The sequence below is a fragment of the Candidatus Methanoperedens sp. genome, from assembly GCA_027460525.1.
In the GTDB taxonomy this organism is placed as follows: Archaea; Halobacteriota; Methanosarcinia; order Methanosarcinales; family Methanoperedenaceae; genus Methanoperedens.
The window spans coordinates 33,123-60,034 of the sequence record JAPZAS010000032.1; the positions used below are offsets into that span (position 1 = coordinate 33,123).

Here is a 26,912-nt window from a genome sequence, read left to right on the forward strand (position 1 = left end):
TATTATATATTCAACCAGCGTTTCTCTCCAATAAAACCGCCACTCCTGCCTCCACTTTAACTCTAATCGGGGCATTTATCCTCATGAAAAATGCGGAAGGGGCGCCCCGTATCATCGCTCTCTGCATCGGGTCATAGTAATCAAGGTACCATACCCCGTCGTGTGATGAGGCATTGATGGCTACAGCATAGGCTCTCCATTTGAACATCCATACCTGTGGCAGCCCACCTGCCGCATCGAGAGCCGCATCCAGATTTTCTCCGCTTGAAACTATGTTCATTCGTAGAACTGTCTCATTGTACATCGAGCTTTGCCGAAGTCCGTTGTATTCGTATATCCTGATTTTATCCTTATCTTCTCCGAGAACATACCATTCAAAAGGATTCATGGTGGGATAGGCTTCCAGGTTCGTTCCACGAAAGAATTGCTCCGCGCTGTTTTTTTCAGCAATTCGAAGACCTCCAAGCACTGCGAATGCTAAGAGGAACACAACTAAGAATTTCGTGGTGTTACGCGTCTGCAATGGTTTTTTATATAAAATTATTATAATTACCAGGCTTAATATGGTGAGATATATGTCCGTGTAGAAAAATACTTCAGCTGAGTATCTTGAAGCCTGGAAAGGATAAAAAAACGGGACACCTCTGGTTGTGGAATAGTCCAGAAAAAGATGGATGATCACCCCTGCATAGGCGAACATCACTGTGCGGAAATTTATAACTGGTTCGAAATCGACGTACTTTCGGACTATGGTTTTCACACGGTTGCGTGAAGCGAGATAAAGTACTATCATGCCAGCAAAGAACCCGAAAAACAGGGAATGGGTCAAGCCGCGATGCGTGATGAGGTAGGGAGTGGGGTACAGATAGTTAATCCACAGGAGAAAGACATCAAAATCGGGAGCTATGCCGCCGAGGATAAGGGCGGTGATTTCTTCTTTCCTTCGTTTAAAGAAATTTCCGAGCAGATACGGAAGGAGTCCATGAGAGAGAAGGTCCATTATATCGCCTCTTTAGTTTACTGTTCCCCGCTATAAAACCATACCGTGCCAGCAAGTATCCATTCTACTCCTGAGTTATACATTTTGGGGAATCTGGATATTCAAGTATCTCCAAAACCGATAATTCTATTAATCATGCAACTCATCACAGCGGCAATATGGAAATTCCCAGGGAATACGATTACAACGCTATCGAGGAAAAATGGCTCAATGCATGGCAGGACTCCATGTATTATTTTGACCGGAACTCTGAAAAACCCAGGTTCATAATCGACACACCTCCGCCTTACCCGACCGGGAATTTCCATATAGGCAATGCCTTAAACTGGTGCTATATAGATTTCGTGGCGCGATATAAGAGGATGCGGGGCTACAACGTCATGTTCCCCGAAGGCTGGGACTGCCACGGCTTGCCAACAGAAGTGAAGGTTGAAGAGGCGCATGGCATTACAAAGAGCCAGGTATCTCGCGAAGAGTTCCGGCGCCTCTGCGTTGAACTCACCACAAAGAATATCGAGCGCATGAGAAAAAGCCTGCGTCGCCTTGGCTTCTCCATCGACTGGAGCAACGAGTACATAACCATGGAGCCTTCGTACTTCGTAAAAACACAGAGGTCTTTCGTGCAGATGTACAACAGCGGCATGATATACCAGCAGAACCATCCCGTGAACTGGTGCCCGAGATGCGAAACCGCTATAGCATTCGCCGAAGTCGAATACGATTCCCGAAGTACTATTCTGAATTACCTCAATTTTGATAAACTTACGATTGCAACCACGCGACCTGAACTTCTCGCGGCTTGTGTAGCGGTTGCAGTTAATCCTGATGATGAAAGGTTTCGCGAGCATGTGAATACCGAGGTAAGCGTGCCTGTCTTCGGTCATAAGGTCAAAGTAATTGTTGACAAAAGCGTCGATCCTTCCTTTGGTACGGGCGTGGTCATGATATGCACCTTTGGCGACAAGCAGGACGTGAGATGGTGGGTTGAACATGCCCTTCCGCTTCGCAAAGCCATAGACAGGACGGGTAAGATGACGGAACTTGCAGGAAAATATGCGGGGCAAAGCACAGAGGAGTGCAAGAAAGCCATAATCGAGGACATGAAAAAGAATGGGATTCTTTACAAGCAGGAGGAGCTGCCCCAGAACGTGGGGCTTTGCTGGCGCTGCAAGACGCCAATCGAGATTCTTTCCGAGAAACAGTGGTTTGTCAAGATCATCTCTGAAGAAATACTGGACACTGCAAATACCATCACATGGGTTCCTGATTATATGAAAGTGCGGCTTGAGAACTGGACCGGCACCATGGAATGGGACTGGTGCATTTCGAGGCAGAGGATTTTTGCCACGCCGATCCCTGCGTGGTACTGCGGTAAGTGCGGTAAAACCAGGGTTGCAAAAGAAGAATGGCTTCCGCTTGACCCGACACAAAAAAAGCCGCCTGAGGCGTGTGAATGCGGTTCCTCGGAGTGGAAGGGCGAAGAGGATGTGCTTGATACATGGATGGATTCATCCATCTCGGCGCTTCACGTTGCAGGCTGGCTCAGCCCAGGCAGGGCTCCGCTTCTGCCCACGCAGCTTCGGCCGCAGGGTTATGATATCATCCGCACATGGTCTTTTTATACGATTCTGAGGGCAAAAGCACTGCTTGATACAAAGCCCTGGGATACCATACTGCTCAACGGCATGGTGCTGGGCGAGGACGGTCACAAGATGAGCAAATCCCGAAACAACTTCGTTGTGCCTGAAGAGGTGACCAAAAAGCACGGCGCCGATGCCTTCAGGCAGTGGGCTGCCATAGGAGGCACCACGGGCTCGGACATCATTTTTTCGTGGAAGGATGTAGTCGCAGGCTCGCGCTTTTTGCAGAAACTCTGGAGCATTGTGCGTTTTTCCCTGCCGCATATATCGGATAAGCCTGCGGAATTCAAGCCTGTTGATAGATGGCTCCTGAGCAAGTTGAACAGGCTGGTGAAAGACGCAACGGAAAAGATGGATGCTTACCAGTTTGATGAGACCTTCAAGGCAATCCGCGGATTTGCATGGGATATTCTTGCGGATAACTACATAGAGCTTGCAAAATCAAGGTTATACGGCGAAGCCGAAGGAAAACAGGCTGCCCAGTATACGCTTTTTGTTACGGTTGAAACACTTTCACGGCTTCTTGCGCCGTTTTTGCCGTATTTCTCCGAGGAGGTATATTCCCACATAAAGAAGGAGAGCGTGCATCTTCAGGCATGGCCGGAGGTAAATGAATCGCTCATCGATGAAGAGGCCGAGACGACAGGCGAATTGATAAAAGAGATAACTTCTGCTATCAGGCGCTATAAATCAGAACACGGCATGGCATTAAATTCTCCACTTGCGAATATAGAGATATATTCCTCTATCACAGATGGTTCTGATATTGCAGGGGCGGCAAATTCAAGAATTTCACTTAAGACCGGAAAACCCGATTTTGAGCTTGTTGCTCATGAAATCATACCGAACATGAAGATTCTCGGCAGGACATACAGGAGCAAGGCAAAACCCATTGCAGAAGCCCTCAGGAAAGCGGACCCCAAACTTGCAGATTCAGGAAGCATAGCACTTTCTGTGGACGGGGAGAACATCATCCTTGACTCCTCATGTTTCACGGTGGAAAAGGAAAAGCTTTTAAAAGGAAAAGCTGTGGATGTCTTGGAAGTGGGAAGCGTGGTTGTCGTTATTGTAAAGTGATTAAACCATAAGGTATCCAAATGCCCATCCGATTCGACAGATTCACCATAAAAGCCCAGGAAGCATTTGCAGATGCGCAGAGCATAGCAATTGATAGAAGCCAGCAGCAGCTTGAGGTGGAGCACCTCCTCCTTGCCCTCATCAACCAGAAAGAAGGCTTAACCCTCCAGATTCTCCAGAAACTCGGCGCCGGCATTGCCGGAATAATCTCACAACTTGAAGAGGAAATAGACAACCTTCCGCGCGTGGAAGGTGCTGGCGGGGGTCAGATTTACATTTCTCCGCGATTGAATACCGCTGTCGAGGCTACATTTGAAGAGATGAAGAATCTCAAGGATGAATACCTGAGCACAGAGCATCTCCTGCTCGCCATAGCGGAAGAGAAAGGGGGCATCGCCGCGCGAATCTTGAAAGAGAACGGTGTATCAAAGGACTCTCTCATGAAAACCCTGAAGGAAGTAAGAGGCTCATCCCGCGTCACAGACCAGAACCCTGAAGAGAAATACGAGGCGCTCAAAAAATATGGTCACGACCTCACAGAACTTGCTGCTCGCGGGAAGCTTGACCCTGTGATAGGACGCGATAATGAAATACGCAGGGTTCTGCAGGTTCTTTCCCGTCGTACAAAGAACAACCCTGTGCTCATCGGGGAGCCCGGCGTCGGGAAAACAGCTATAGCTGAAGGCCTGGCTCTCCGGATATTTGCTGGAGATGTGCCTGAGAATATCAAGGACAAAAGAGTGGTCGCCCTCGATATGGGCGCGCTCGTGGCCGGTACCAAGTTCAGGGGTGAGTTCGAGGAGCGCCTGAAGGCTGTGGTAAAAGAAGTGCAGGATTCGGAAGGCAAGGTCATTCTTTTCATTGACGAACTCCACACCGTAGTGGGAGCAGGAGCGGCGGAAGGCGCTATCGACGCCTCTAACTTACTCAAGCCCGCCCTTGCCAGAGGGGAACTGCGCTGCATCGGTGCCACCACGCTGAATGAGTACCGAAAATACATCGAGAAGGATGCTGCGCTTGAGAGGAGGTTCCAGCCAATACTTGTGGGAGAACCCACCGTCGATGAGACAATATCCATCCTGCGCGGGCTCAAGGAAAAATACGAAGTGCATCACGGCGTGCGGATACAGGACGCCGCGCTCATCGCAGCCGCAATCCTGTCCCAACGCTACATTACAGACAGGTTCCTGCCCGATAAGGCCATCGATCTTATCGATGAGGCTGCGTCGAAGCTCAGGATAGAGATAGATAGCATGCCTGCCGAGCTTGACGACATCGAGAGGAAGATAAGGCAGCTTGAGATAGAGCGCCAGGCGGTGAAGAAGGAAAAAGACGAATATTCCAAGGAACGCCTTGAAAAGATAGATAAAGAGCTCTCAGACCTGAAAGAGAGAAGCAGCCAGATGAAAGCCCACTGGCAGCTTGAAAAAGATTCCATCCAGAAAATAAGGAAGATAAAGGAGGATATCGAGAAAACGCGCATGGATTCTGAAAAAGCGGAACTTGAAGGAAATCTTGAGAAAGCGTCTGAACTCCGCTACGGCGTATTGATTAACCTCCAAAAACAGCTTGAAGAGGAAAATAAAAAACTCGTGGAGCTTCAGAAAGACCAGAAGATGCTCAAGGAGGAAGTGGATGAAGAGGACATCGCCGAGGTCGTCTCACGATGGACGCACATACCTGTGAGCAGGATGCTCGAGGGTGAGATGCAGAAACTGGTCCACATGGAGGAGCGAATAAAGCAGCGGGTGGTGGGGCAGGATGAAGCCGTCATCGCTGTGGCTAACGCTGTCAGGAGAGGTCGCGCCGGCATATCCGACCCCAAGCGTCCCATAGGCTCGTTCATGTTCCTGGGCCCCACGGGCGTGGGCAAGACAGAACTCGGGCGCGCGCTCGCCGAGTTCCTGTTCGATGACGAGGCTGCCATGATCCGGCTTGATATGAGCGAGTACATGGAAAAGCACACGGTTGCAAGGCTCATAGGCGCTCCACCTGGCTATGTGGGTTATGAAGAGGGCGGCCAGCTAACTGAGGCGGTGAGGCGGCGGCCGTACGCGGTCATTCTTTTCGATGAGATCGAGAAGGCGCATCCCGATGTGTTCAATCTCTTGCTCCAGATACTGGACGACGGCAGGCTTACGGACGGCCACGGGCGCACGGTTGACTTCAAGAACACTGTTATCATCATGACATCCAACATCGGAAGCCAGTGGATATTCGAACTCGGGGACAAAGAGGATGAAATGAGGGAGAAAGTGATGGAGATGGTTCACCGCCAGTTCAAACCCGAGTTCCTGAATCGCCTGGATGAGATCATTATTTTCAATTCATTAAAGCTCCCGCAGATCACGAAGATTGTGGATATCCAGTTCGGGATATTGAGCAAGCGCCTTTCTGAAAGGAAGATCACCATTTCTCTTAGCGAAAAAGCTAGGGATTTCATAGCAAAGGCAGGTTATGACCCGCTATACGGGGCAAGACCCATCAAACGCACCATCCAGCACAGGATACTTGACCCCCTCGCGTTGAAGATACTCAATAAGGAGTTCGCGGAGGGGGATGCCGTGAAAGTTGATGTGAAAAAGGATGAGCTCGTGTTCAGGAAACTCGGGAGTTAAATCAAAAAATAACGTCCTGACTGTAATTGCTTGTTGGTGGTTTAAAAGAAATAATAATTAATAAACATTTATTGTACCTTCTGCATAGGTTTTTGGTGATATACTGGGGTCGCTTGAAGGAATAACACCTTTAAAAGGGTATGTTCCCTCTTTATTAAAAGTGACAAAGGCAGCGCCGCCTGATCCTCCAAGGTATTTTTGATACGAATTGTTCAGGATAAGCGTCAGTTGGTAACGTAACGGTTGAGAAGTGATCCTGATCAAAACAGATTGTCCGGGGTGAACAGATACGGGACTCGGGATTACATTGTTGTTTTGGTCAAATGTTACTGTTGCATCCGGAATATCTGTGGATGGGTTATAATAATCCTTCACAATGAAGTCGCTTACAGTTGGAGTGACAGTCGGAGTAGGTGAAGTGGTGGGGGTTGGAGTAGACGAAGGGGTTGCAGTTGGACTGGGTGAAGGTGTCGGAACTGGTGTAACAGTTACAGTCACAATTTTCTCAATCGTCGCAGGTTTATGAGCAACATACCCTATCGCCACTCCAAAAATGAAGAATACGATAATCAAAGGGATTAATGTTTTATTTAATGGAGCCATAATCTCAAATCTTCTCAACCCCTAATGAATTCTTTATTGAGTATATAGATTTCTATCTTTTGATGAACTGTCTAAAATGACATTGGTAGAACCGTGGATCTCAAGAACATATTTAATCAATACACAGTTATTGTACCCTCTGCATACGTTCGTGGGTTTGTACCAATTTGACTTGAAGGAATGATAGCTTTAAAACTGTATTTTCCCTTATTATTAAAAGTAACAAAGGCAGCGCCGCTTACTCCAAGGTTCTTGGAGTATGACGAATTCAAGATAATTGTCATGGGATATGCCAGAGAAGTATCAGTAATCTTAATTAAGACACTCTCTCCCTGATGAATGTATAAAGAATTAGGATCTGCATACCCAAAATTTCTAAGCTGTATTGTATAAGTCGGAATATCTATGGAAGGGTTAAAGTAATCCTTTACAATAAAGTCGCTCACATTGGGAGCGGCAGTCTGAGCAGGCGTGGGGCTCGGAGTTGGAGCAGGTGAAGATGTCGGAGTTGGAGTCGGTGTCGGAATTGGTGTAACAGTTACGGTCACAATTTTCTCAATCGTCACAGGTTTATGAGCCACATACCCTACCGCTATTCCAAAGATGAAGAATATGATAATCAAAGGTATCAAAGTTTTATTTTTTGGATCCACAATCTAAATTCTCCTCACGACACCATAAATTCTTTATTCAGTAATATAGATTTCTATTTATTCGTTTATTCGGTAATCATTAAGTACTTTCCATCCAATAAAACAAATATGTTCCCGACCACTCGCATGCGAAGGCTGCGCTCGCCTAAGTTTTTACCGCTTGTACGTGAAACGACACTGGATGTTAAAGACCTGATTTGTCCTGTTTTTGCCGATGAAACCGCAAGTGAGCCTGTTGAGATAAATTCCATGCCTGGATATTTCCGCATGCCCCTTGAGATGGTTGCAGATGAGGCAGCATGCATCGCTGAGCTGGGGATACCGGCTATTATACTGTTTGGAATACCAAAAGAGAAAGACGAGATTGGTTCGCATGCCTACGGGGATGACGATGTGATCCAGAAAGCGGTCAGGGCCATAAAAAGCCAGGTCGGAGAAGATCTTGTTGTCATAACCGACCTTTGCCTGGATGAATATACATCCCACGGACATTGCGGATTGGTACGCGGTACTGAAATCCAGAACGATCCAACCCTTCCTGTTTATGGGAAGATTGCGGTAAGCCACGCCCGCGCAGGCGCAGACATGGTTGCACCGTCAGGGATGATGGACGGCATGGTTGGAGCTATACGTCGTGCACTTGACGATAACGATTTCCAGAACATTCCTATAATGTCCTATGCTGCAAAATACTGCTCTGCATTCTACGGACCTTTTCGGGAAGCAGCCTGTTCAGGTTTTACTTTTGGCGACCGTTCGTCGTATCAGATGGACCCCGCAAACACAGATGAGGCGCTGCGTGAAGTCGAACTCGATATCGAGGAAGGTGCGGACATCATAATGGTCAAACCCGCCCTCCCCTACCTTGATATCATTTACCGAATAAAGAAGAAGTTCAGGATGCCCACTGCAGCGTACCATGTCAGCGGTGAGTATGCCATGATAAAAGCTGCTGCACAGAACGGCTGGCTGGATGAGCGCAAGGTGGTGTATGAGTCATTGGTTTCGATAAAACGTGCAGGAGCGGATATGATTCTTACCTACTTTGCAAAGGACATGGCTCGTGAATTGAATTCTGAATAATGCCCGGCTATAATGTACATAGAATATTCAATTACTTGCTTTTTATCACCATTGTAGCCTTACTTTATGTCTGGAAAATACCGGTCATTAGCCTGAAACAACTGCTTGTTTTTGTTGCAGGTTTTTATATAGGCACCGATTTCATAACCCCTGACCTTGATATTGAAAGCACCGCTATGAAAAGGTGGGGTAAACTAAAAATTTTATGGCTTCCATACAAGTGGATATTCAAGCACGGGCAAAGTTCCCATAATATCGTATACGGAGCGGTTGTCAGAATATTGTATATCAGCCTTATAATTCTCGGTGTATATTATCTTCTGTTCAAGTCTTTACCGCCCGAGACGATGTTTTCATCTATTCACGTTTTTATTTTTCTGAGCGGAATAATAATAGCCAATGCACTGCATGTAATACTGGATAGTTTGTTCTGACTTTTGGCAATGGATTCGAAGCCGCCACGTTTAATATCCTCTTTCTCCATAGGTACTACCATGGCATGTTTATTGTTGCATGGTGAAAATACCAGGTGATAGAGATTTGAACAGGTATTGCCTGCTGTTTATCTTCATTTTTGTGTTATTTACAGGATGCATAACGACTGAAGAAGGCCTGAATACTTCAACAGTACCCCAAAACCCCTCTCCAACTCCTTATCCCACCCCTGTACCAGGGACGATTGCTTCTTATACGCCAGCAGCTATTGTCCAGCCAACCGAGGTTGTTCAAAAAGTTGATGACAAACCCAGTGCATCGCTATATGAAAACAGATCCAATGCCATGGAAGTCAATTATAGAGCATATGTGGACTGGTTCAGGAATCATAATCTCAATATAAGGTCGTACACGCCGCTGGAATATATCTGCGGTCAGTACACCGCTGATATGATAAACGCCTCAGAAAAGGCTGGATACAAAGCTTATTTTGCTGCCGTTACATTCTCCGATGGGTCAGGGCATGCAATTGTATCGTTCAAATCAACGGTACTCGGCTCCACATCATGGTATTTTTTTGAACCCCAGACAAACAACCTGATGACCCCGGAGACTCTTGGTGAGGAACTCGACAAGAATATGGGGAAAACGGTCGTTGAGGTTAATATTTTTGGTTATTTTGATGATGCAGGAGATAAAGACCCTTCGACTTGGCGATTTGCATATCCACTATTTAATAAAAGATATTGAAAAAATAAAAATAAGAATTTAGTTATACGCAGGAGGAATGACATTTACACATTCCCACTTTGACTTTTTTAATCTTTCTTATTGTCATTTAAATCACCCTATTAATTGTTGGTCATGGATACTTAAATAGTTTGTCCCAGAACAGCATACAATCTCATAAGGAGCTAATGAGTTCCTTCCAATTTCAACTCGTCTATGTGCGCCATTTCCTCAATATCTAGAAGTATTGACATCTCCTGCGTATCAATATCAATACCATGCTCCTGGACAAGTACCATCGGGTTTGTGCCGCCTATCACCACAATACCAAGTTTGTCCCTTCCCACCTGGACGCCCAGGATATCGTTATTGGGTTCCCCCACTTCCAGTATACATGAAAATCCTGCTTCGACAAGCGAATCAAGCACCTGTTCTATCTTATCGCGGGCATCCATTGGAGCTTCCCTCAGATTTGCCAGTATCTTGCCAGAACCTGTATTGATCATCTCGGTTACCGATGTGAGTTCCTGCGACATCAGTACATCGAGCGGGTCGATTGTTGTGCTTTCGTATGTCAGGATATCGGTAAATCGCAACGGCGAGCCGTCATGTATTTCCACCACGCCTCCGAATTTAGGTTTAACAGGTATTCCTGCCTTAAGCAACACACCGTCTATCGTGATGCTGCAGGCTGTGGCTATTCCTATCTTCCCGCGTTCGATCTTTACATTCCCGATTTTTTCACCGGGATATATTATTTTGATATAAGGGCTTACCGATAGACCGCTGTGGACAGCCTGTTTGATGAGACCAAGAACTCTCTTAAAATCGGATTCGTTTACAATGGAGATATTTACTATTATGTTGCCTTTGCGTTTTGTGGGGTCAAAGGTTACCTCATACATCATATTTTCAATTCGTGAGGTTATGAACATTATGTCGGGCATCTTCATTCAGCAATCATGTATAATTACTATGTGTTATAAATATACCGAATTTGATAATCCCGTCTAATAAGAAAGTATATCTTTGGGTTTATCAAAAAGATAAGATAAGTATTTCAGTCAGGCAAGAGGAATTATGTACATGGCTAAGCAGGCAGTAGTTGATATTGTAAGAAATATTTTTTCGCACTACGGCTACATCACGAGTTCTTCTGACATCTGCGACCTTCTTGCCGAAAAGGATACGGAGCGCCTTCTGATAAAATTTGAAAACGACCCGAATTTCAACAGCACCAGATATTTTTCCAACATCGTGCAACGGTACAGGGGTAAAGGAATCCTGATCTCGGAATCCTTTGACGATAAGACACGCGCTGCTGCTCTCGAGGATGGGCTTACGCTCTGGGACAGAGGCGAGCTTGAATCCCAGATAGGCAGGGCTGTCCTTGGAGGCATGGGACATGGGGAAAAAATACCGCTCAAAGAGAAGATTGAACTTCCAACTATGGAAGTTCCGGCAGAAGTCCAGGCTTCGAAGCAGGAATATGAAAAAACCATCAGGATACTCTTGCGTTCTGTTCCGATCAATATAGGGAAATCAGATGCTTTATCCATAGCCGAGGCGAAAGTCGGTACCGCAAAAAGCCAGGCATTGAAATTCATCCCTATCTGGCATTATAGTTATTCTTTTAATATCCAGAAAAAGTTCAAATCAAAGGCTATTGAGCTTTCTGGCGAAGGAGAGGGGAATATCCACGCTATTACTGGAGAAAATTCTTTTACCAAATACAAGGAAATCCAGGACAACACCTTCATACCCACCCAGAATTACGAGATAAGGCAGCCTCTGGTGCAGAAAAAGGATGCGGTGAGTAAAGCCCTGAACTCCATTATCAGGGAACATTTAAAAGAAGTAAGGCTGAACGAGATGATAGGCGATACGATAGTTTTTGAAAACAAGATAATTTCTCCAGATCCGGAGAATATAAACCTGAAAATGGATCTCATACATATTCCTGTATGGGAGATAAAAGGCAAGCGCGAGGTAATAGAGATAAACGGGTATGATGGTCATATAATGGCTGTAAAGCTCTATAACGATGCGGAAATGGTCTGACCAAATCCTGTATTGAATCTAATTTTGCTCTGCTCTCTCATACTTTGTGTTCCCGTTGTTTAAATCTACTACATCCTCGGAGTGAACTGGCATAAACCATTTCTGTGCTATGAATGTCGGGATTACTGCGCTGGCTATTACAGCCCCAATCAAAACCGAATACTGCACCTGATCTATAAATCCAGAAGTTAAACCAAAAACACTTGCTATTGTCCCAAAAGTCAATCCTGTGCTCATTAAGAGTGTAGTGTACACACTCCCATCAGGAATATATTTTCTTGCAAGGAAGTAAACGCCGAGAAATTTAGCCACTATTTTGAGGGCAAAAAGAATGACAAAAAGCCCAAGTGCGGATAAAATCAAAGGAAATGAAACCTTCAAACCTCCGACAATAAAAAATATGGGAGTAATAACGGCGTAAGCGACAGTTCTCAATCTATTTCTGAGCTCTTTTGTCTCAGAGGTCTCGATAAAATGTTTTGACATTAATAGCCCTAATACGAATGCCGGCAGGACGGCTTGTCCCTCTCCCAAATTTGCGAAATACATAAAAATAAACAGCATCAGGAATATATACTTTATTTCTGGTTCAATCACTTTGTTCTTCAACTTTGGATTATGGAAAACATGGTGTGAAAATTTTCCTGCAAAGTAAATAACACATAATGAAACCAAAACAAAAATGACTGTATAAAGCGTAGGCTTGACGAATAAAATGCTTAATGCAATCGCAGTTCCCATATCGGTAATAAATGTAGATGCCATAATTAATTTGCCAATTTCAGTTTTTGATAATCCCGTTTCTACAAGAACTGAATATACAACGGCAAGAGATGTTGTGGATAGTGCAGTTCCCGCAATTAGGGATGCCTGGAAATTCCAGCCCGCCACGTAATAAGTATACATAAAAACAACGACAAAAGGCAGCAAAAAAGAGAATGTACCTATAAGAAAACTCTCTTTAAATTTTTCTTTCATCAACTTTGTATCAATCTCGGTTCCTGCAAGAAAAGTCAGGAGGATTCCGCCAAAACTTGCTAAATACAGCATCCAATCGTCAGGTTGAACCCCGAAATTCCCGGCAATAGCACCCAAAATAATTTCAATTATTGCTACCGATAGCCCGACTCTCAAGGAAATTAAACTTGAGATGAAAACCAGTACGCCTGCTACCAAAATTATGTCCGCTCTCATATTCTGTCTCCTTTCAGCTCTGGTAGGAGTTATCAGCTATCAAGCGGTTAAAGGCGAACTCCATCGCCTGTTTCTGTGAAACAGCAGCTTTAAATGTATTACAGGTAATTAAGCTTTTCAGTTGGGGTATAACATTTTCAGTAATCTTTTAATCTTATGTGAACCTGTAATGGATGGTGATAATTATTCAGGAGTATTCATTTAAACGAGGTTTTTCGCAGGATGCAGGGCGAATCAGGGCAGAGCTTGAGAAAAATTTTCCAGCGCAATTAAAGGAAGAGAACGGGAAATGTACAATAAATTACGGCGCTTTTAAACGGTTAACTGTCTGGGTTGATAATAAAAAGCTGTGCGTGGAAACAGAATATAACGAAGACGTTAAAGACGATGTTATTCTCGACACCAATAAGCGCTACAGGGTCTTTCTTGAAGATGCAACAGGTTACACTGCCAAGGAACGCCTCGCAAAAGCCAAGAAAGAAGTGCAGGGATAATGTGGGATGTCATTAAAAGACCTGATGTTCCCGCATGCCTGCGGATATGTGCGGGTACGGACGGCTCGGTCACGCAGCTTCTTGAGGTGCTCACAGGGAAAACGGTAGAAGTCAAAACGCTTGAGCAGAGTCTTATAAAAGCAACGCATGATATCGCAAAGCTTTTTGATATTGATGTCGGGGAGGAGGTTAACAGCCGCCTTGTGACACTGGATGCCGGAGGGACTATTTACGTTCTGGCAAAATCCCTGGCGCCTGTTAAAAGAATGCCGCAGGCGGTAAGGGATGATCTTATGAAAGCCGATATCCCGATAGGAAGGATTCTGCGGGAGCACAAACTTGAGACAAGGCGTGATATACTGAACATCAAAATTGTGCGGCAGGATTTTTTCGGGAAGGTTCCTGTGCTTTCAAGGGAGTACAGGATAATCTATGAGAATAAGGTGCTTATGTGGATTAATGAGTGCTTTCCTGTGGATGAGAGGTGGAAGATGTGAATAATAACCATGCAGTTCCAGGCGCAAAATATGATTTGAGAGGGCTGTTAGAAACCAGCACCAAATCAACCAAGCTAAAAATATATAAATTCAAGAGGCTTAACAAGAATTAAGGAGAAACTTATGCAACTTCCTAACAATAAATCGAACCGCAAAGCTGTTGTACTCACTGCTGATAAGTTTGAGGATATGGAAGTCTTCTTCCCTGTTTTCCGCTTGCTGGAGGAAGGATGGCAGGTGGACATCGCCGCACCCGGCATGAAGGAGATAAGCGGTGAAAACGGCTACGTTTTAAAACCCGACAAAACTATTGAAGAAGTTGATTCCGGCGAATACGATCTTCTTATCATTCCGGGCGGAGCGGCGAATGGAGCGCCGGCAACCGTGCGCAAGATCAAAAAAGCGCAGGAGATAGCCAAATCATTCTTTGCCAAAAATAAACCCATCGCCTCTATCTGTCATGGCCCCTATACTCTTGTGTCGGCAGGCCTTGTGAAAGGGAGGCACCTTACTTCTTATTGGCATGATGGTGTGCCCGAGGAGATACAGGAGGCAGGCGGAATTTGGGAGGATAAAGAGGTGGTCGTTGATGGCAATCTCGTCACCTCGCGCTGGCCGATGGACCTGCCCGCGTTTATGCGAGAGGTAATGAGGATGGTTAAAAAGGTCGAGAAATAGCAGTAATGGACTCTCCGCTTTCGATAATATCTTCTATGTGCAGGTGGATGGCGTCTTTTATATTTTCAAGTGCTTCCTCATAGGTATCCCCCTGGGAGTAGCAGCCCTGTAAAGCCGGGCACATTGCAAAATAGCCGAATTCATCTTTTTCTATTACTACAGGAAGAGTATATTTTTCCATCTGATATCTCCTTATGAGTCTAATTAGACAGGCAGGTATTTAAGAATTACATCAGTCATCATTAGAGCATACCCATGCCATGATTCAATTGTTATTTTGGTTTTAATTATCCTAATGGGTGCACCTAACGCCTATCAATACAAATCTTTAAAATCCATGAGATTCTATTTACTCTCATGGATGCTGTTGCAAATCTGGATGAATTAAAATCAGAATTGAAAATGGAGCTACGGCAGGAGATTCTGACAGAGGTTCTGGATATAATTCGAGATGAGTTTTATCCTCCTGAAGAAAAAATTCGCAAAGAATTTATAAAAAAGGTTGAAGAAGCCGAGCAAAGGGTGAAAGAAGGTAAATTTTCAAAATACACCCCTGAAGAATTTGAAAAAAAGTTTCTTTGATCATGCCGTATACCATCCAAATTGAGACTGCCTTAGAGACAAAACTGGATAAACTCAAAAAGAAGGATAATTCTCTTTATCAGAGGCTAATCCACAAAATAATCGAGACAAGCAAAAATCCCGAACTGGGCAAACCACTCCGAAACGTGTTAAAAGGTAAACGGAGAATTCATGTTGGTTCATTTGTTCTTTTTTATTCGATTGATAAGAAAAACGAGATTGTAACTTTCCTTGAGTTTGAGCATCACGATAAGGCATATCGATAAAACTGCCCGACCTAAGCAAATCGAAGCAGTAGAAGCAGGCTTTATTTAACCAGCACCTTCATCTTTCTTGTTATCTCAGCCACCCTGTCAAAGAACATCTTCTCGGTATCAAGAGGTCCGGGATGCGCTTCAGGGTGATACTGCACCGATACTATATCCAGATTTTTATGCTCAAACCCCTCTACTGTGCCGTCATTGGCGTTTAATTGCGTGATAGATACCTCTTTTCCATCCATGCTGCTCTCATCCACCGCATAGCCGTGGTTCTGCGATGTGATGTAAACTATACCCCTTTTGCGGTCTTTTACAGGCTGGTTGGCTCCGCGGTGACCGAATTTCATCTTGTAGGTTTCGCCGCCGAGGGCGAGAGAAATAATCTGGTGACCAAGGCAGATGCCGAAGATAGGAAGCTCCCCAGCAAGCTCTTTTACGACCGAGATGCCGTTTGTCGCCTGCTGAGGGTCTCCTGGACCATTGGAGAGCAGCAGGGCATCTGGCTCGTAATTCATGATATCTTTTAACTTTGTATTGGCAGGAACAACCATGACATTGATTCCCCGGTTATTCAGGCTCTTGATGATGTTTCTCTTCGCACCGAAATCCATGAGCACGATATTGCCCCCGCCTTCATACCCTTTTACCTGGTACGGCTCTTTGCATGTGACCCTGCTGATCAGGTCAAGTCCTCCTATATCTGGCTGCTCCCTTGCAAGTCTTACAGCTTCCTCGCCGTCATCGTCCCCGACAATAATAGCGGCTTTCATAGTGCCGTGCTCCCTTGTTTTTATTGTGAGCATCCTCGTATCTATTCCCATGATGCCTGATTTGCCCTCGTCTTTTAAGAACTCATAGATGCTGCGTCTGGATTTATGATGTGAAGGATGGTCGCATGCTTCTCTCACCACCAGCCCTTCCGCCTGCATGTTATCAGACTGGAAGGTCTCGCCGCTTATGCCGTAGTTGCCTATGAGAGGATAGGTGAACATCAGTATCTGACCCTTATACGAGGGGTCTGTGAGAGCCTCCTCGTAGCCTGTGTACTGCGTTGTAAAAACAAGCTCGCCCTGGACAATTCCCTCCACTCCAAGACCGTCTCCTTTTACGAAAGTTCCATCCTCAAGCCCGAGTACCGCTTTCATGCTCTCCTGCTGACGTTTCTCCTTGATTACCGCTTCTCCACCTGCACAGCCTTTGCGCCGCGGTTCATCGCAATCTTTCCCGTTCTTACCATCTCTTTTATCCCGAACTGGCGAAGCAATTGCTCCATGGCATTTATCTTGCTCTCATCGCCCGTCACCTCGACTACAAGCGATTTTATGCCTACGTCCACGATTTTTGCCCTGAACACATCCACTATCTGCATCACTTCCGCACGCGTTCCGGAATCCACACCAACCTTAATTAGCGCAAGTTCCCTGTTCACCGATTCCTCTGGCGGAATGTCGCTGACCCTGATTACATCGATGAGCTTGTTTAGCTGCTTCATCACCTGCTCAAGGACGCGGTCGTCGCCTGTTACGACTATCGTCATGCGAGAGGTATCAGGATTCTCTGTGACGCCTACTGCAAGGCTTTCGATGTTAAAACCTCGGCGTGAGAATAAACCCGCCACCCTCGTGAGGACGCCGGGTTTGTTTTCCACGAGTATTGCCACTGTATGTTTCATTCCTTCTCACTCCAGGTCAAGTATTTCGTTGATGGCTGCACCGGCAGGAACCATGGGTGCGACATTTTCCTCCCTCTCGACCACGAAATCGATGATCGTCGGGCGTTCTGATTTCACGGCTTCTACGATGACATCTTTCACTTCGCTTTTCTTTGTCGCACGCAGTCCCAATGCCCCATAGGCTTGCGCCAGTTTGACAAAGTCAACGCTCTTCTCAAGACTCGTTGCCGAGTAGCGCCTGTTGAAGAACAATTCCTGCCACTGCCTCACCATTCCCAGGAAGCCGTTGTTCAGGATTGCCACGATTACCGGGATGTCGTTTTGGACAACTGTCGCCAGTTCCTGTGAGTTCATCTGGAAAGAGCCGTCCCCGGCTATGTCTATAACCGTGGATTCAGGCTTTCCCACCTTTGCGCCCATGGAAGCAGGGAACCCGTAGCCCATCGTTCCAAGGCCGCCGCTCGATATGAAGGTGCGCGGGTTCTTGAAATTAAAGAACTGGGCTGCCCACATCTGGTTCTGCCCGACTTCAGTGACTATTATCGCATCAGGACATATCTCGCTTATCTGTTCGACCACAAACTGCGGGCGCAGGCGATTATCCTTCTTATACGTGAGTGGATATTCCTTTTTCCATTTCGCTATCTTTTTATTCCATGCTTCAGTTTTAACCTGCTCCTGCTTTACATACTTGAGAAGGGCTTTCAGTATATTCTTCGCATCTCCAACTATCGGTATGTCAACGCGGACATTCTTTCCTATCTCTGCCGGGTCAATATCTATGTGGATTATCTTTGCACTGGGAGCAAAGGCAGAGATCTTACCTGTAACACGGTCATCAAAGCGGACACCGACGGCTATAATCAAATCCGATTCCTGGATTGCATAGTTGGCATACCGCGTGCCGTGCATGCCAAGCATCCCGACCGACAACGGATGAGAGGTTGGAAAGGCGCTCATGCCCATGAGAGTCGTGGTGACAGGCGCCATGATACCTTCCGCCAGAGCACGAAGCTCTTCTGTTGCATTCGAGAAAATAATGCCTCCGCCCACGTAGAAAATGGGCTTTTCGGACTTCAGGATAAGGGAGGCTGCTTTCTTGATCTGCAGCTCATTTCCCGCATAGGTTGGCTTATACCCGCGCAGTTTTACCTCCTGCGGGTATTCGAATTCTATTATTTCTGTCTGGGTGTCCTTGGGCAGATCTATCAGCACCGGACCCGGGCGCCCGGTCTGTGCTATATAAAAAGCTTCCTTGAATATTCTCGGGATATCCTTTGTGTCCTGGACAAGGTAATTGTGCTTTGTTATGGGAAGGGTTATTCCCGTGATATTGGCTTCCTGGAATGCATCATTGCCTATAAGAGGTCTCGGTACCTGCCCTGTCAAGGCTATTACAGGTATCGAATCCATGTAAGCCGTTGCAATCCCTGTAACAAGGTTCGTGGCTCCGGGTCCTGAGGTGGCAAGGCATACACCCGCTTTGCCTGTAGCCCTTGCATATCCGTCTGCAGCATGCGCAGCTGCCTGTTCATGCCTTACAAGAATGTGTCTTATATTTGCATCATAGAGTTCATCATACAGGGGCAGCACCTGACCGCCGGGATAGCCGAAGATAACCTCTACGTTCTCTTTGTAAAGTGATTCGATGACCGCCTTTGCGCCCGACATTTTTGTTTTTGTCATTTAATCTCCTACCACAGATTAATATTGTATAAATATTTCCTAAGAATTCCTGTTCTTTTCCTGTACCAGCCGGTTTATTCCCTCAAGCACTGCCTCAACCGAAGCCATTATGATGTCTGTTCGAGCGCCGCGGGCTGTTATTGTCCTTCCGCCTTTACTGAGCTTTACCCAGACCTCGACTAACGCATCAGTCCCGCCCGTTATCGCATCCACATGGTACTCATCAAGCTGGATGTCAGCCACACCCGATACGGCTTTTTTCAATGCGTTGATGGCTGCATCCACAGGGCCTGTTCCAACGCCTGCCTCGACTACATGGTTTCCATTGACCTTTAGCCGGATGGAAGCTGTGGGCATCACGGTATTGCCAGCTACTACTGTGAGCTCCTCAAGCTTGACCTTGGCTTCCTGGTATATCCCTAAAACCGTTTCTGCAATAGCCTGAAGGTCGGCGTCGGTTACCCGTTTTCCTTTATCGCCGAGTTCTTTTATTCTCGTAACTATATCGTCGATCTGCTTTTCGCTGGCAGCAAGTCCCAGCTCCTTCAATGCAAGCACGACAGAGCTCCTGCCTGCATGCTTGCCGAGCACGATTCTTCTCTCTCTTCCCACAAGTTCGGGTGTGATGGGCTCGTAGGTTGCGGTGTTTGCAAGAAGCCCGTGAACATGGATGCCCGCCTCATGGGTAAAGGCATTCCCGCCTACGATTGCCTTGTTGGGAGCTACGGGGATGCCGCTTAACCTGCTCACCAGTCTTGACGTGGTGTACAGACCCTTTATATCGATTTTTGTTTTATGCTTATACAATGAATAAAGCACCATCACCACTTCTTCAAGCGAGGTATTTCCTGCCCGCTCGCCGATGCCGTTAATGGTGACATGCGCTTCGCTGGCTCCGGCACGCAGCGCAGCAACAGTATTGGATGTAGCCATCCCGAAATCGTTGTGGCAGTGTACGCTTATCGGGGCGCGAAGCTCAGCCAGACCGCTGAAAATTTCATAACTTCTTTCAGGGACAAGTATTCCCACCGTATCGCAAAAACACAATCTGTCCGCCCCTGCGTCCATTCCTGCGTCGTACACGGATTTCAGGTAATCCAGGTCAGCGCGGGATGCATCCTCTCCGCTCAGTTCCACGAGCAACCCGTGCGATTTTGCATACTCTGTCATTTCAACAGCCATTGCACGCACAGTCTCGCGGTCTTTTTTCAGTTTTTGTTGGATGTGGAGGTCAGATACAGGTACCACAAGATGGATTGAATCAACATCGCAGCCTATGGCTGCATCGATATCCTCTTTGCGAATACGGCAGTAGCTGCAGATTTCAGCCTTCAAGCCTTCGGCGGCTATTTTTTTAATCGAGGCGCGCTCGCCTTCAGAAGTAATGGCAGAACCAGCTTCGATAATATCCACGCCCAGGGAATCAAGCTTCCTTGCTATCAATAACTTGTTTTCTGTCGTGAGTGAAACTCCAGGTGTCTGTTCGCCGTCTCTCAGCGTTGTATCCAGAATTTTTATATCGTTAAATAAAGCCATCCCTTCTGTTCATTGTATCACGTGAACTTTTTAAATAAGCTTTCTATTAGAAAAACCTATCCACAATTTCGACCGCTCTTGCAACAAGTTTAACGGCGTTCTCAAGGTCGCTCATACTCATAACTGATACAGGTGTGTGGATGTACCTTGATGGCGGGCTTATGACGCCAGTGGGGATTCCTTCCTTGGTGAGATGTATCGCCGATGCGTCCGTGGTTCCGCCGCTTCCCACTTCAAGCTGGTAGGGGATGCCGTTCGATTCTGCCGCTTCCTTAAGCCATTTCAAGACAGGCTCGGGAACGATGATGCCCCGCCCGTCTGCATCACTTACAGTAACCGCAGGTCCTTTTCCCATCTCGGTGGATGCCTCTTTCTTTTCTATGCCCGGATGGTCGCCTGTTATTGTGACATCGGTAGCCAGTGCCACATCGGGATTCAATCCGAAGGCACTTGTCTTTGCTCCCTTCAATCCCACCTCTTCCTGAACTGTAAATACGGCATGGATGGTCGCTTTAACATCCTTCATCTCTGCAAGAGCCCCGATGAGCATCGCACAGCCCGCACGGTTGTCAAACGCTTTGCCGGTGACCCTGTCGTTGCCGAGCGATTTAAACTCCGCATCAGAGGTGGCGGGAGTCCCGATCTTCACGCCAATCCTGTCTGCTTCCTCTTTGCTCGTTGCCCCAAAGTCGAGGAACATATCCTCGGCTTTTATCACCTTGTTCTTATCCTCTTCTTTAATGGCATGAGGAGGCTTTGAGCCGAGCACGCCGTAAACCTGGCCGTTCTCTGTGTGCAGTATCATCCTCTGGTTAAGGAGCGTCTGGTCGAACCATCCGCCTGTCTTGGTAAAGCGCGCAAAACCCTTATCGTCCACGTATTTTACCATAAGTCCGATCTCATCCATGTGTGCAGCGAGCATGACCACGGGTTTGTTACCAAATTTTGTGGCAATCAGGTTTCCCATTTTGTCTGTTCTTATCTCATCAACATAAGGTCTCACTTCTTCTTCGATAATTTGCCTGACGTTTCCCTCGTATCCGGAAACCCCGTGGGCATTGGATAATCGTTCCAAAAGATCTTTCAGGTCACTCATAGTATCACTCCTGTTCTAATTGTAAGGGGAAGTAATTAAATTATTGGAAAAATTCCCTGGTTGTAAGCCCTTGAATGTTTTTACTTTTTTGCAAAAGTATAAATACTAAACAGCGAATATAAAAATCTGATGACTGAGGGAAGGATGAGTAAATGAGTTTCGGACTTTTATTGAATGCAATCGTTTGTTTTGCTATTGTACTTGCTGCTTTTGCTTTTGCTGTGAGCTTGCACCAGAATAAAAAGAACCAGAAAGAAGAAAGCATGCCCACAGTCAATGCCCTCATCGTGTTCTGGTCGTTTGTTGGAGCGTTTTTTTTATTTGCAGGTTTAAGGACTCTGGCAGCATATGGGAATTTCACGGAAATCGCGGAAAATCTGTATTATGTGGGCGCGCTCCCGTTTGCATTTGTTACAGTCCCGCTCGTTTATTTTATAATATACATCATTCTCGGTGATACCCGCATCAGCCTTGCAGTATCAACCGTTTTCCTCATTTTCGGCGGGATTTACTTAGTTGCACTTTTCGGTTTCGGGATTATCGGTCCATCCACAACTGAATGGGGTTCCACTTTTGCGATAAACAGCGCCATCGCGATAAATGTATATCTCTCAGGATTATTTATCGTGCCGACAAGCATGATTATGGGGCTATTGCTGCTGATACTTCTTCGGAGGATTCCAAAAAGGCTCCAGAATAAGATCGCTTTCTCCCTCGTTGCCATCTCCTTGATCTTTGATTTCATGCTCCTCGATAATATAGCGCCTTCGGGAGCTACCCAGATGGCTGCGAGGATTTTCACATTCATAGGCGTGGTTCTGGGTTTCTTTGTATATTTCACGCCTTTATCCTTCGACCAGGATATCATGGAGGACAGGCTCGGCTTATCCCAGACCGAGCTTCTGGATTTTGAGCATGAAGACGAGTGAGGGACTATGGAAATTGATATCGAATCCGAGAAGGAAGTGGCAAACTTCTATCAATCCATGGGGATAACCACAGGTCCAGGGGATATCCAGTACAGGTTGATACTTCTTGTTCTTGCGAAAAACGGAGAAGACAGGGTGACGCGGTTCTCTGAGATCAGGGAATACACAGACAGGATTGCTGACCGGGGCAGCATAGGCAGCAAGTTAAAAGCGACTTTCCAGCTTGAAGGGCTGGCTATAAAGGTGGGGCACGGCGGTTATATAATAACGCATAAAGGACTTCTGGCAGCGGATTTTATAAAGTCCACTTCCGATTATTACAGGAAGGTTAAAACTGTAGAGAAGATAATCGAACGCATCCCGGCTTAATTCCTTGTTTGAGTTGTTCTTTATATAAGCATTTTTATGTTGTTATGTTGGCTGTTAAGAATTTGCAACCATTAACTATATATATAATAAAGCTCATAAGAATGTATGATACTCATGATAAGTATCATAAAAAGAAGGAGGAAACATATATGAAGGCATTAATAAAAAGTGAGGAGGCACAGGCTGGCGTCGGCACGCTCATCATATTCATCGCAATGGTGCTCGTGGCGGCTGTCGCGGCTGCTGTGCTTATCCAGACATCAGGTACTATGCAGTCCAAGAGTACATCAACCACAAAGGAGGCTGCATCGGCAATTGGAGAAAATATTAATGTGGAATCTGTCGATGGATATGCTGCCAATGCTGGAACATTAACTAGTATTAATGTTACAATAAGACCTGCAGCAGGTAGTTCACAGATTGACTTGAGCAAGGTTTTGATGAAAATGGGCACAAACCCCTATAGCTATAGCAATACTACAACATCAGGAACCACGTTCAGAGTGTATTCATTAAGGGATCCAAGCAACCTTACCATTACTCCAATCAATTCTTATACTGGTGCAGCTAGTCCGGCACTTGGAACTGGCGCGTTAGTGAGACTCGATGCTGATGTCTCAGGTTTATCCCTCACATCGAAGGCGAGTATAACACTTACGCTGACCCCAGAAAAAGGCTCATCATTCAACCTGCAATTGACACTTCCAGCAATTGCCGCAGGTAATAATTCGATATACCCATAAAGTATATCGGATTTTTTTCTTTTTTATCGCAACCTTTAAGTTAAAGTACATATCATGATAACAATCATAAGCATAATAGAGGACTTGAACTATGGGCGCGGAAACTTCGGTTGTGGTTGCATTGTTCTTTCTGGGATTTCTGATCGTATCTGCTTTCACATACTCATGGGTTGATCCCGATCAAAATCTTGTAACAAACGCTCAGAATGTGCATGATACCACGAAAAATGCCTGGTTGCAGACAGATATCAAGATAACGAACGTCTCATTCTTGAATTCCTCTGGAAATGTCTACCTGAATATTTCACTTAAAAATACAGGCAAGACCACGCTCAATACAGGTCTGCTGGAATTTTTTGTTAATGGGAACTATATCGATTCCTCTTACTGCCTAAATGCAGCAATAAAAACATGGGTTCCAAAAAATATCACGAACATCTCAATTTATTCCGTAGTGGGAAATATAACGTTAGATAACGCAACATCAACAGCAATCGGATCTGCTTCTTCGATTACATGGTCGCACACCGTCTGGTCCTTGTCGCACTCATTGTTGGTAGTCGGGGTCGATATTGACAAGACGAATGGTTCAGTCACGAGCATTACTTATGCCGGGGTTCCTTTGACAAGAGCAGCGTACTCTGTGGTGAACACTGGTGATACGGTGAGAGCAGAATTGTGGTATCTGGCAAATCCTAAGGCTGGAACGAACAATATAGTGGTGAATCTTAGCACGACAGAAGGAGCAGCAGCAGGAGCCGTATCCTTTTCAGGCGTGGACGGGACCACCCCGATTCCCACAACAGCGACAGGTTTTGGCTCAAATGGCAATGCATCCACCTCAATAACAACGGCCAATGCCTATGCCTGGATTATCGATACGGTAGTACGGGACAATACAGCTGCAAAGAATGCAACAAGCCCTCAGGTGGAAAGATGGAATATAGCATCAGGCATCGGCGGAGGCGGAAGCACAAAAAACACCACCACTCCAGGATCTCAAACAATGGGTTGGAGCGGCACCTCAGGGTGGGCGCAGGTTGCGGCAGAGATAAAGCCATTTATGTGTAGTACTCCCACGAAAGGTCGCATAAAAGTTGTAACAGAGAACGGTATATGGGATTATGCGATTGCATCTTAGGTGATGAATGGATATTTGATTTCATACAGGATGTGATAAGGCAGGCTTTGCACCTGAACCCTTAATTTTTGCATATCGCAACCTTTAAGTCTACGTATACCTTATAATATGATGATAAGCATAATGAGCATAATAAAGGTCATATATCATGGGCGCGGAAACTTCGGCTGTAATGGCATTATTATTTCTTGCGTTTCTGGTCGTTTCAACTGTCGGTTACTCGGCTGTTGATTACTCTAAAAACCTTGTAAAAAATGCGCAGTATGACCAGGATACTATGAAAAAAACAAAAATGCAGACGGATATCACTATTACGAACGTCACATTCACGACTAACTCAGGAAATCTCTACCTGAATATTACACTTCAAAACACAGGCAAGACCACGCTCAATACAAGCCTGCTTGATATATTTATAGATGGAGTATATTCTCCCTCTTACATCCTGTCGACGGGAAATACATTGGCTCCAGAAAATAGCACCAACATCTCATTTTATCCCAGCGGGGCAATAACATTAGATAACGCAGGAGCAAACATATCAAACAGTTCCACCAAAGTATTAAACCTCACAAGCTTTGCCATAGGAAGCGGAACCAACAGGCTCCTGGTTGTGGGTCTTAACTACAACAATACCCCTGGCACCACATCAACCGTGAAATACAACAATACAGACCTGACACTTGCAATGAGAGCTAATAACAGTAATAAAAACTACACCGAACTGTGGTATCTGGTAAACCCGCCAAGCGGCTCGTACAACATCTCCCATAATCAAACCAATGCCACTCAAATGGTGATGGGAGCCTGGTCATACACAGGCGTAGACCAGGTCACACCAATAGGAAATATCACAAACGCAACAGGTACTTCAACTAACTCCAACGTCAGTATAACAACCACTGTGGCAAACAGTGTTCTTGTAGATGTGGAGACAGACGGAAGTACGTTATTAACCGTTGGTGCTGGGCAGACTCAAAGATACAAAGCCAATACAACCAAAATCAATGGGGGAGGAAGCGAGATGAGCACCTCCGCTGCAGGAACTTACAATATGAATTGGGCATTGGGAAGTAGTGCAGCATGGGTAAATATAGGCGCTGAAATAAGGCCGTATTTGAGTAATACGGTCAATTCCACGATCAGTCGCATAAAAGTTGTAACAGAGAACGGGATATCTGATTATGCGCTTGAATCTTAGGTGATAAAATGGGATATGCAGTCACAATGTTCGGGGTTCTTCTTATCATGTCGGCGGTAATGATGACCACATATAATTACGGGATTGCGAAGGACAGCCAGACAGCACCGCTTCAGGCTAAGAATGACTATGCTGCCAGGGAGACGGGAAAAGCGCAGACTGTTCTTACTGTTGTCCAGACGTGTATATACCCCTTGGATGCCGCTAAAGATCGATATGTTACAGGCTTTACTAATAATAAGGAGAAATCAGGACCATATTCTTTCAATTTAACCGTTAGAAATAATGGGAGTATTGTATTGAATTCATCGAAACCAACAGTGATTTATATATCAAGAAATACATCAAACAAAACAGTAATTTATAATAGTTCTTATGTTGGATTTCCCAAAACTCCAAGGAACGTCTGGGCGCCCCAGACAAATGCGAGTCTGAATGTATCCGGCGTTACAATTAATACTCCTTATGACTGGGATTTTCACATGGGGACTGCGCCTTTTGGCATCGAATTGATAGATCTATTTGCAAACCCATGGGATGAATTAAGGATACTGGTTGCAGCAGAGAATGGAATTACAGTAATTCCACCAACTTCCCCCATAAATTTCACGGGCGTGGAGGGTTGGAGCGGTGTCAATTGCTGTGTTAATGTTACCTTCAGATGGAATGCCTCATACTCTGCCAATGGAATCGCATTTTATCGTCTGTATCTATTTACTACCGCTACAACAGGACATTGCCCACCTACACCTTATGCCATTATACAAATTCCAGCAAATTCCACTTCTTACTTTCTTGCTAACCCTATTTGCGAGCCTGTTGCTTACGTGACTGCTGTCGATAAACTTGGAAATGAAGGTGTGCCATCCAGAGCTCTAGACTGCGATCAAGGAGGCCCCTACCATGAGGTGCTTTGTCAAAACAAGTAGGAGAGA

At 45.7% G+C, this 26,912-nt stretch carries 28 protein-coding genes and 1 riboswitch; of the genes, 17 read left to right on the forward strand and 11 right to left on the reverse strand.

Annotated elements, in window-relative coordinates:
• Positions 1-10: 10 nt before the first annotated feature.
• Positions 11-1,000 carry a metal-dependent hydrolase gene (locus O8C68_11125; GenBank protein MCZ7396343.1) on the reverse strand — a complete coding sequence of 330 codons (990 nt, stop codon included), beginning with the start codon at positions 998-1,000 and terminating at the stop codon, positions 11-13.
• Between the two features lie 158 nt (positions 1,001-1,158).
• On the opposite strand from O8C68_11125, the gene O8C68_11130 reads away from it, so the two are divergent.
• Positions 1,159-3,717 carry a valine--tRNA ligase gene (locus O8C68_11130; protein MCZ7396344.1) on the forward strand — a complete coding sequence of 853 codons (2,559 nt, stop codon included), beginning with the start codon at positions 1,159-1,161 and terminating at the stop codon, positions 3,715-3,717.
• Between the two features lie 20 nt (positions 3,718-3,737).
• Positions 3,738-6,335, forward strand: coding sequence for an ATP-dependent chaperone ClpB (clpB, locus tag O8C68_11135; GenBank protein ID MCZ7396345.1), 2,598 nt, complete (start codon positions 3,738-3,740; stop codon positions 6,333-6,335).
• A gap of 57 nt (positions 6,336-6,392) precedes the next feature.
• On the opposite strand, the gene O8C68_11140 is transcribed toward clpB, so the two are convergent.
• Complete coding sequence (locus O8C68_11140) at positions 6,393-6,956, reverse strand: hypothetical protein (GenBank protein ID MCZ7396346.1); 564 nt, start codon at positions 6,954-6,956, stop codon at positions 6,393-6,395.
• 98 nt (positions 6,957-7,054) lie between these two features.
• The gene (locus O8C68_11145; GenBank protein ID MCZ7396347.1) at positions 7,055-7,591 is read right to left on the reverse strand and encodes a hypothetical protein; all 537 of its coding nucleotides are present in this window, start codon (positions 7,589-7,591) and stop codon (positions 7,055-7,057) included.
• A 108-nt stretch (positions 7,592-7,699) separates the two neighbouring features.
• On the opposite strand from O8C68_11145, the gene hemB reads away from it, so the two are divergent.
• From hemB to O8C68_11160, 3 genes are all read left to right on the forward strand, one after another.
• Positions 7,700-8,674, forward strand: coding sequence for a porphobilinogen synthase (gene hemB, locus O8C68_11150; protein MCZ7396348.1), 975 nt, complete (start codon positions 7,700-7,702; stop codon positions 8,672-8,674).
• Positions 8,674-9,108, forward strand: a complete 435-nt coding sequence (locus O8C68_11155; protein ID MCZ7396349.1) for a DUF2227 family putative metal-binding protein — start codon at positions 8,674-8,676, stop codon at positions 9,106-9,108. The genes hemB and O8C68_11155 overlap by 1 nt, the downstream gene beginning before the upstream one ends.
• 79 nt (positions 9,109-9,187) lie before the next feature.
• Positions 9,188-9,859, forward strand: a complete 672-nt coding sequence (locus O8C68_11160; protein MCZ7396350.1) for a hypothetical protein — start codon at positions 9,188-9,190, stop codon at positions 9,857-9,859.
• Positions 9,860-10,023: 164 nt separating this feature from the next.
• Here O8C68_11160 and O8C68_11165 read toward each other — a convergent pair whose 3' ends face one another.
• A complete protein-coding gene (locus O8C68_11165; GenBank protein MCZ7396351.1) occupies positions 10,024-10,791 on the reverse strand; it encodes a DUF128 domain-containing protein in 768 nt (255 codons plus the stop codon).
• A gap of 127 nt (positions 10,792-10,918) precedes the next feature.
• On the opposite strand from O8C68_11165, the gene O8C68_11170 reads away from it, so the two are divergent.
• Entirely contained in the window at positions 10,919-11,899 is a 981-nt protein-coding gene (locus tag O8C68_11170) for a hypothetical protein (GenBank protein MCZ7396352.1), read from the forward strand.
• An 18-nt stretch (positions 11,900-11,917) separates the two neighbouring features.
• On the opposite strand, the gene O8C68_11175 is transcribed toward O8C68_11170, so the two are convergent.
• On the reverse strand, positions 11,918-13,093 hold the full coding sequence (locus O8C68_11175) for a cation:proton antiporter (protein MCZ7396353.1): 1,176 nt from the start codon (positions 13,091-13,093) through the stop codon (positions 11,918-11,920).
• 16 nt (positions 13,094-13,109) lie between these two features.
• A riboswitch (Fluoride riboswitch) is annotated at positions 13,110-13,170 on the reverse strand.
• Positions 13,171-13,266: 96 nt separating this feature from the next.
• On the opposite strand from O8C68_11175, the gene O8C68_11180 reads away from it, so the two are divergent.
• The 3 genes from O8C68_11180 (at position 13,267) to O8C68_11190 (ending at position 14,762) form a co-directional block, all read left to right on the forward strand.
• Positions 13,267-13,587 carry a DUF5611 family protein gene (locus O8C68_11180; protein ID MCZ7396354.1) on the forward strand — a complete coding sequence of 107 codons (321 nt, stop codon included), beginning with the start codon at positions 13,267-13,269 and terminating at the stop codon, positions 13,585-13,587.
• Positions 13,587-14,084, forward strand: a complete 498-nt coding sequence (locus O8C68_11185; GenBank protein ID MCZ7396355.1) for a chorismate pyruvate-lyase family protein — start codon at positions 13,587-13,589, stop codon at positions 14,082-14,084. The genes O8C68_11180 and O8C68_11185 overlap by 1 nt, the downstream gene beginning before the upstream one ends.
• A 123-nt stretch (positions 14,085-14,207) precedes the next feature.
• Positions 14,208-14,762, forward strand: a complete 555-nt coding sequence (locus O8C68_11190) for a type 1 glutamine amidotransferase (protein MCZ7396356.1) — start codon at positions 14,208-14,210, stop codon at positions 14,760-14,762.
• On the opposite strand, the gene O8C68_11195 is transcribed toward O8C68_11190, so the two are convergent.
• Complete coding sequence (locus tag O8C68_11195; protein ID MCZ7396357.1) at positions 14,743-14,943, reverse strand: type II toxin-antitoxin system HicB family antitoxin; 201 nt, start codon at positions 14,941-14,943, stop codon at positions 14,743-14,745. The genes O8C68_11190 and O8C68_11195 overlap by 20 nt on opposite strands.
• A gap of 176 nt (positions 14,944-15,119) precedes the next feature.
• Between O8C68_11195 and O8C68_11200 the strand changes: the two genes are divergently transcribed.
• On the forward strand, positions 15,120-15,344 hold the full coding sequence (locus tag O8C68_11200; protein ID MCZ7396358.1) for a hypothetical protein: 225 nt from the start codon (positions 15,120-15,122) through the stop codon (positions 15,342-15,344).
• Between the two features lie 2 nt (positions 15,345-15,346).
• Positions 15,347-15,610 carry a type II toxin-antitoxin system RelE/ParE family toxin gene (locus O8C68_11205; GenBank protein MCZ7396359.1) on the forward strand — a complete coding sequence of 88 codons (264 nt, stop codon included), beginning with the start codon at positions 15,347-15,349 and terminating at the stop codon, positions 15,608-15,610.
• Positions 15,611-15,651: 41 nt separating this feature from the next.
• Here O8C68_11205 and carA read toward each other — a convergent pair whose 3' ends face one another.
• From carA to O8C68_11230, 5 genes are read right to left on the reverse strand one after another with little or no spacing between them, the layout of a single operon-like run.
• Positions 15,652-16,749: a glutamine-hydrolyzing carbamoyl-phosphate synthase small subunit gene (carA, locus tag O8C68_11210; GenBank protein MCZ7396360.1), complete on the reverse strand. Its 1,098-nt coding sequence runs from the start codon at positions 16,747-16,749 to the stop codon at positions 15,652-15,654.
• A 26-nt stretch (positions 16,750-16,775) separates the two neighbouring features.
• Positions 16,776-17,276, reverse strand: coding sequence for an acetolactate synthase small subunit (gene ilvN, locus O8C68_11215; protein ID MCZ7396361.1), 501 nt, complete (start codon positions 17,274-17,276; stop codon positions 16,776-16,778).
• Between the two features lie 6 nt (positions 17,277-17,282).
• Positions 17,283-18,962, reverse strand: a complete 1,680-nt coding sequence (locus tag O8C68_11220; GenBank protein ID MCZ7396362.1) for an acetolactate synthase large subunit — start codon at positions 18,960-18,962, stop codon at positions 17,283-17,285.
• Positions 18,963-19,001: 39 nt separating this feature from the next.
• On the reverse strand, positions 19,002-20,498 hold the full coding sequence (locus O8C68_11225; protein MCZ7396363.1) for a 2-isopropylmalate synthase: 1,497 nt from the start codon (positions 20,496-20,498) through the stop codon (positions 19,002-19,004).
• Between the two features lie 46 nt (positions 20,499-20,544).
• Positions 20,545-21,594, reverse strand: a complete 1,050-nt coding sequence (locus O8C68_11230) for a M42 family metallopeptidase (GenBank protein ID MCZ7396364.1) — start codon at positions 21,592-21,594, stop codon at positions 20,545-20,547.
• Positions 21,595-21,746: 152 nt separating this feature from the next.
• On the opposite strand from O8C68_11230, the gene O8C68_11235 reads away from it, so the two are divergent.
• The 6 genes from O8C68_11235 (at position 21,747) to O8C68_11260 (ending at position 26,906) form a co-directional block, all read left to right on the forward strand.
• Positions 21,747-22,523: a hypothetical protein gene (locus O8C68_11235; protein MCZ7396365.1), complete on the forward strand. Its 777-nt coding sequence runs from the start codon at positions 21,747-21,749 to the stop codon at positions 22,521-22,523.
• A gap of 6 nt (positions 22,524-22,529) precedes the next feature.
• Positions 22,530-22,892: a hypothetical protein gene (locus O8C68_11240; protein ID MCZ7396366.1), complete on the forward strand. Its 363-nt coding sequence runs from the start codon at positions 22,530-22,532 to the stop codon at positions 22,890-22,892.
• A gap of 149 nt (positions 22,893-23,041) precedes the next feature.
• Entirely contained in the window at positions 23,042-23,635 is a 594-nt protein-coding gene (locus O8C68_11245; protein ID MCZ7396367.1) for a hypothetical protein, read from the forward strand.
• A 91-nt stretch (positions 23,636-23,726) separates the two neighbouring features.
• Positions 23,727-24,776 (forward strand): hypothetical protein, encoded by a 1,050-nt coding sequence (locus tag O8C68_11250; GenBank protein ID MCZ7396368.1) that lies wholly within the window; start codon positions 23,727-23,729, stop codon positions 24,774-24,776.
• 148 nt (positions 24,777-24,924) lie between these two features.
• Positions 24,925-25,977 carry a hypothetical protein gene (locus tag O8C68_11255; protein MCZ7396369.1) on the forward strand — a complete coding sequence of 351 codons (1,053 nt, stop codon included), beginning with the start codon at positions 24,925-24,927 and terminating at the stop codon, positions 25,975-25,977.
• A gap of 8 nt (positions 25,978-25,985) precedes the next feature.
• Positions 25,986-26,906: a hypothetical protein gene (locus O8C68_11260; protein MCZ7396370.1), complete on the forward strand. Its 921-nt coding sequence runs from the start codon at positions 25,986-25,988 to the stop codon at positions 26,904-26,906.
• Positions 26,907-26,912: the final 6 nt, after the last annotated feature.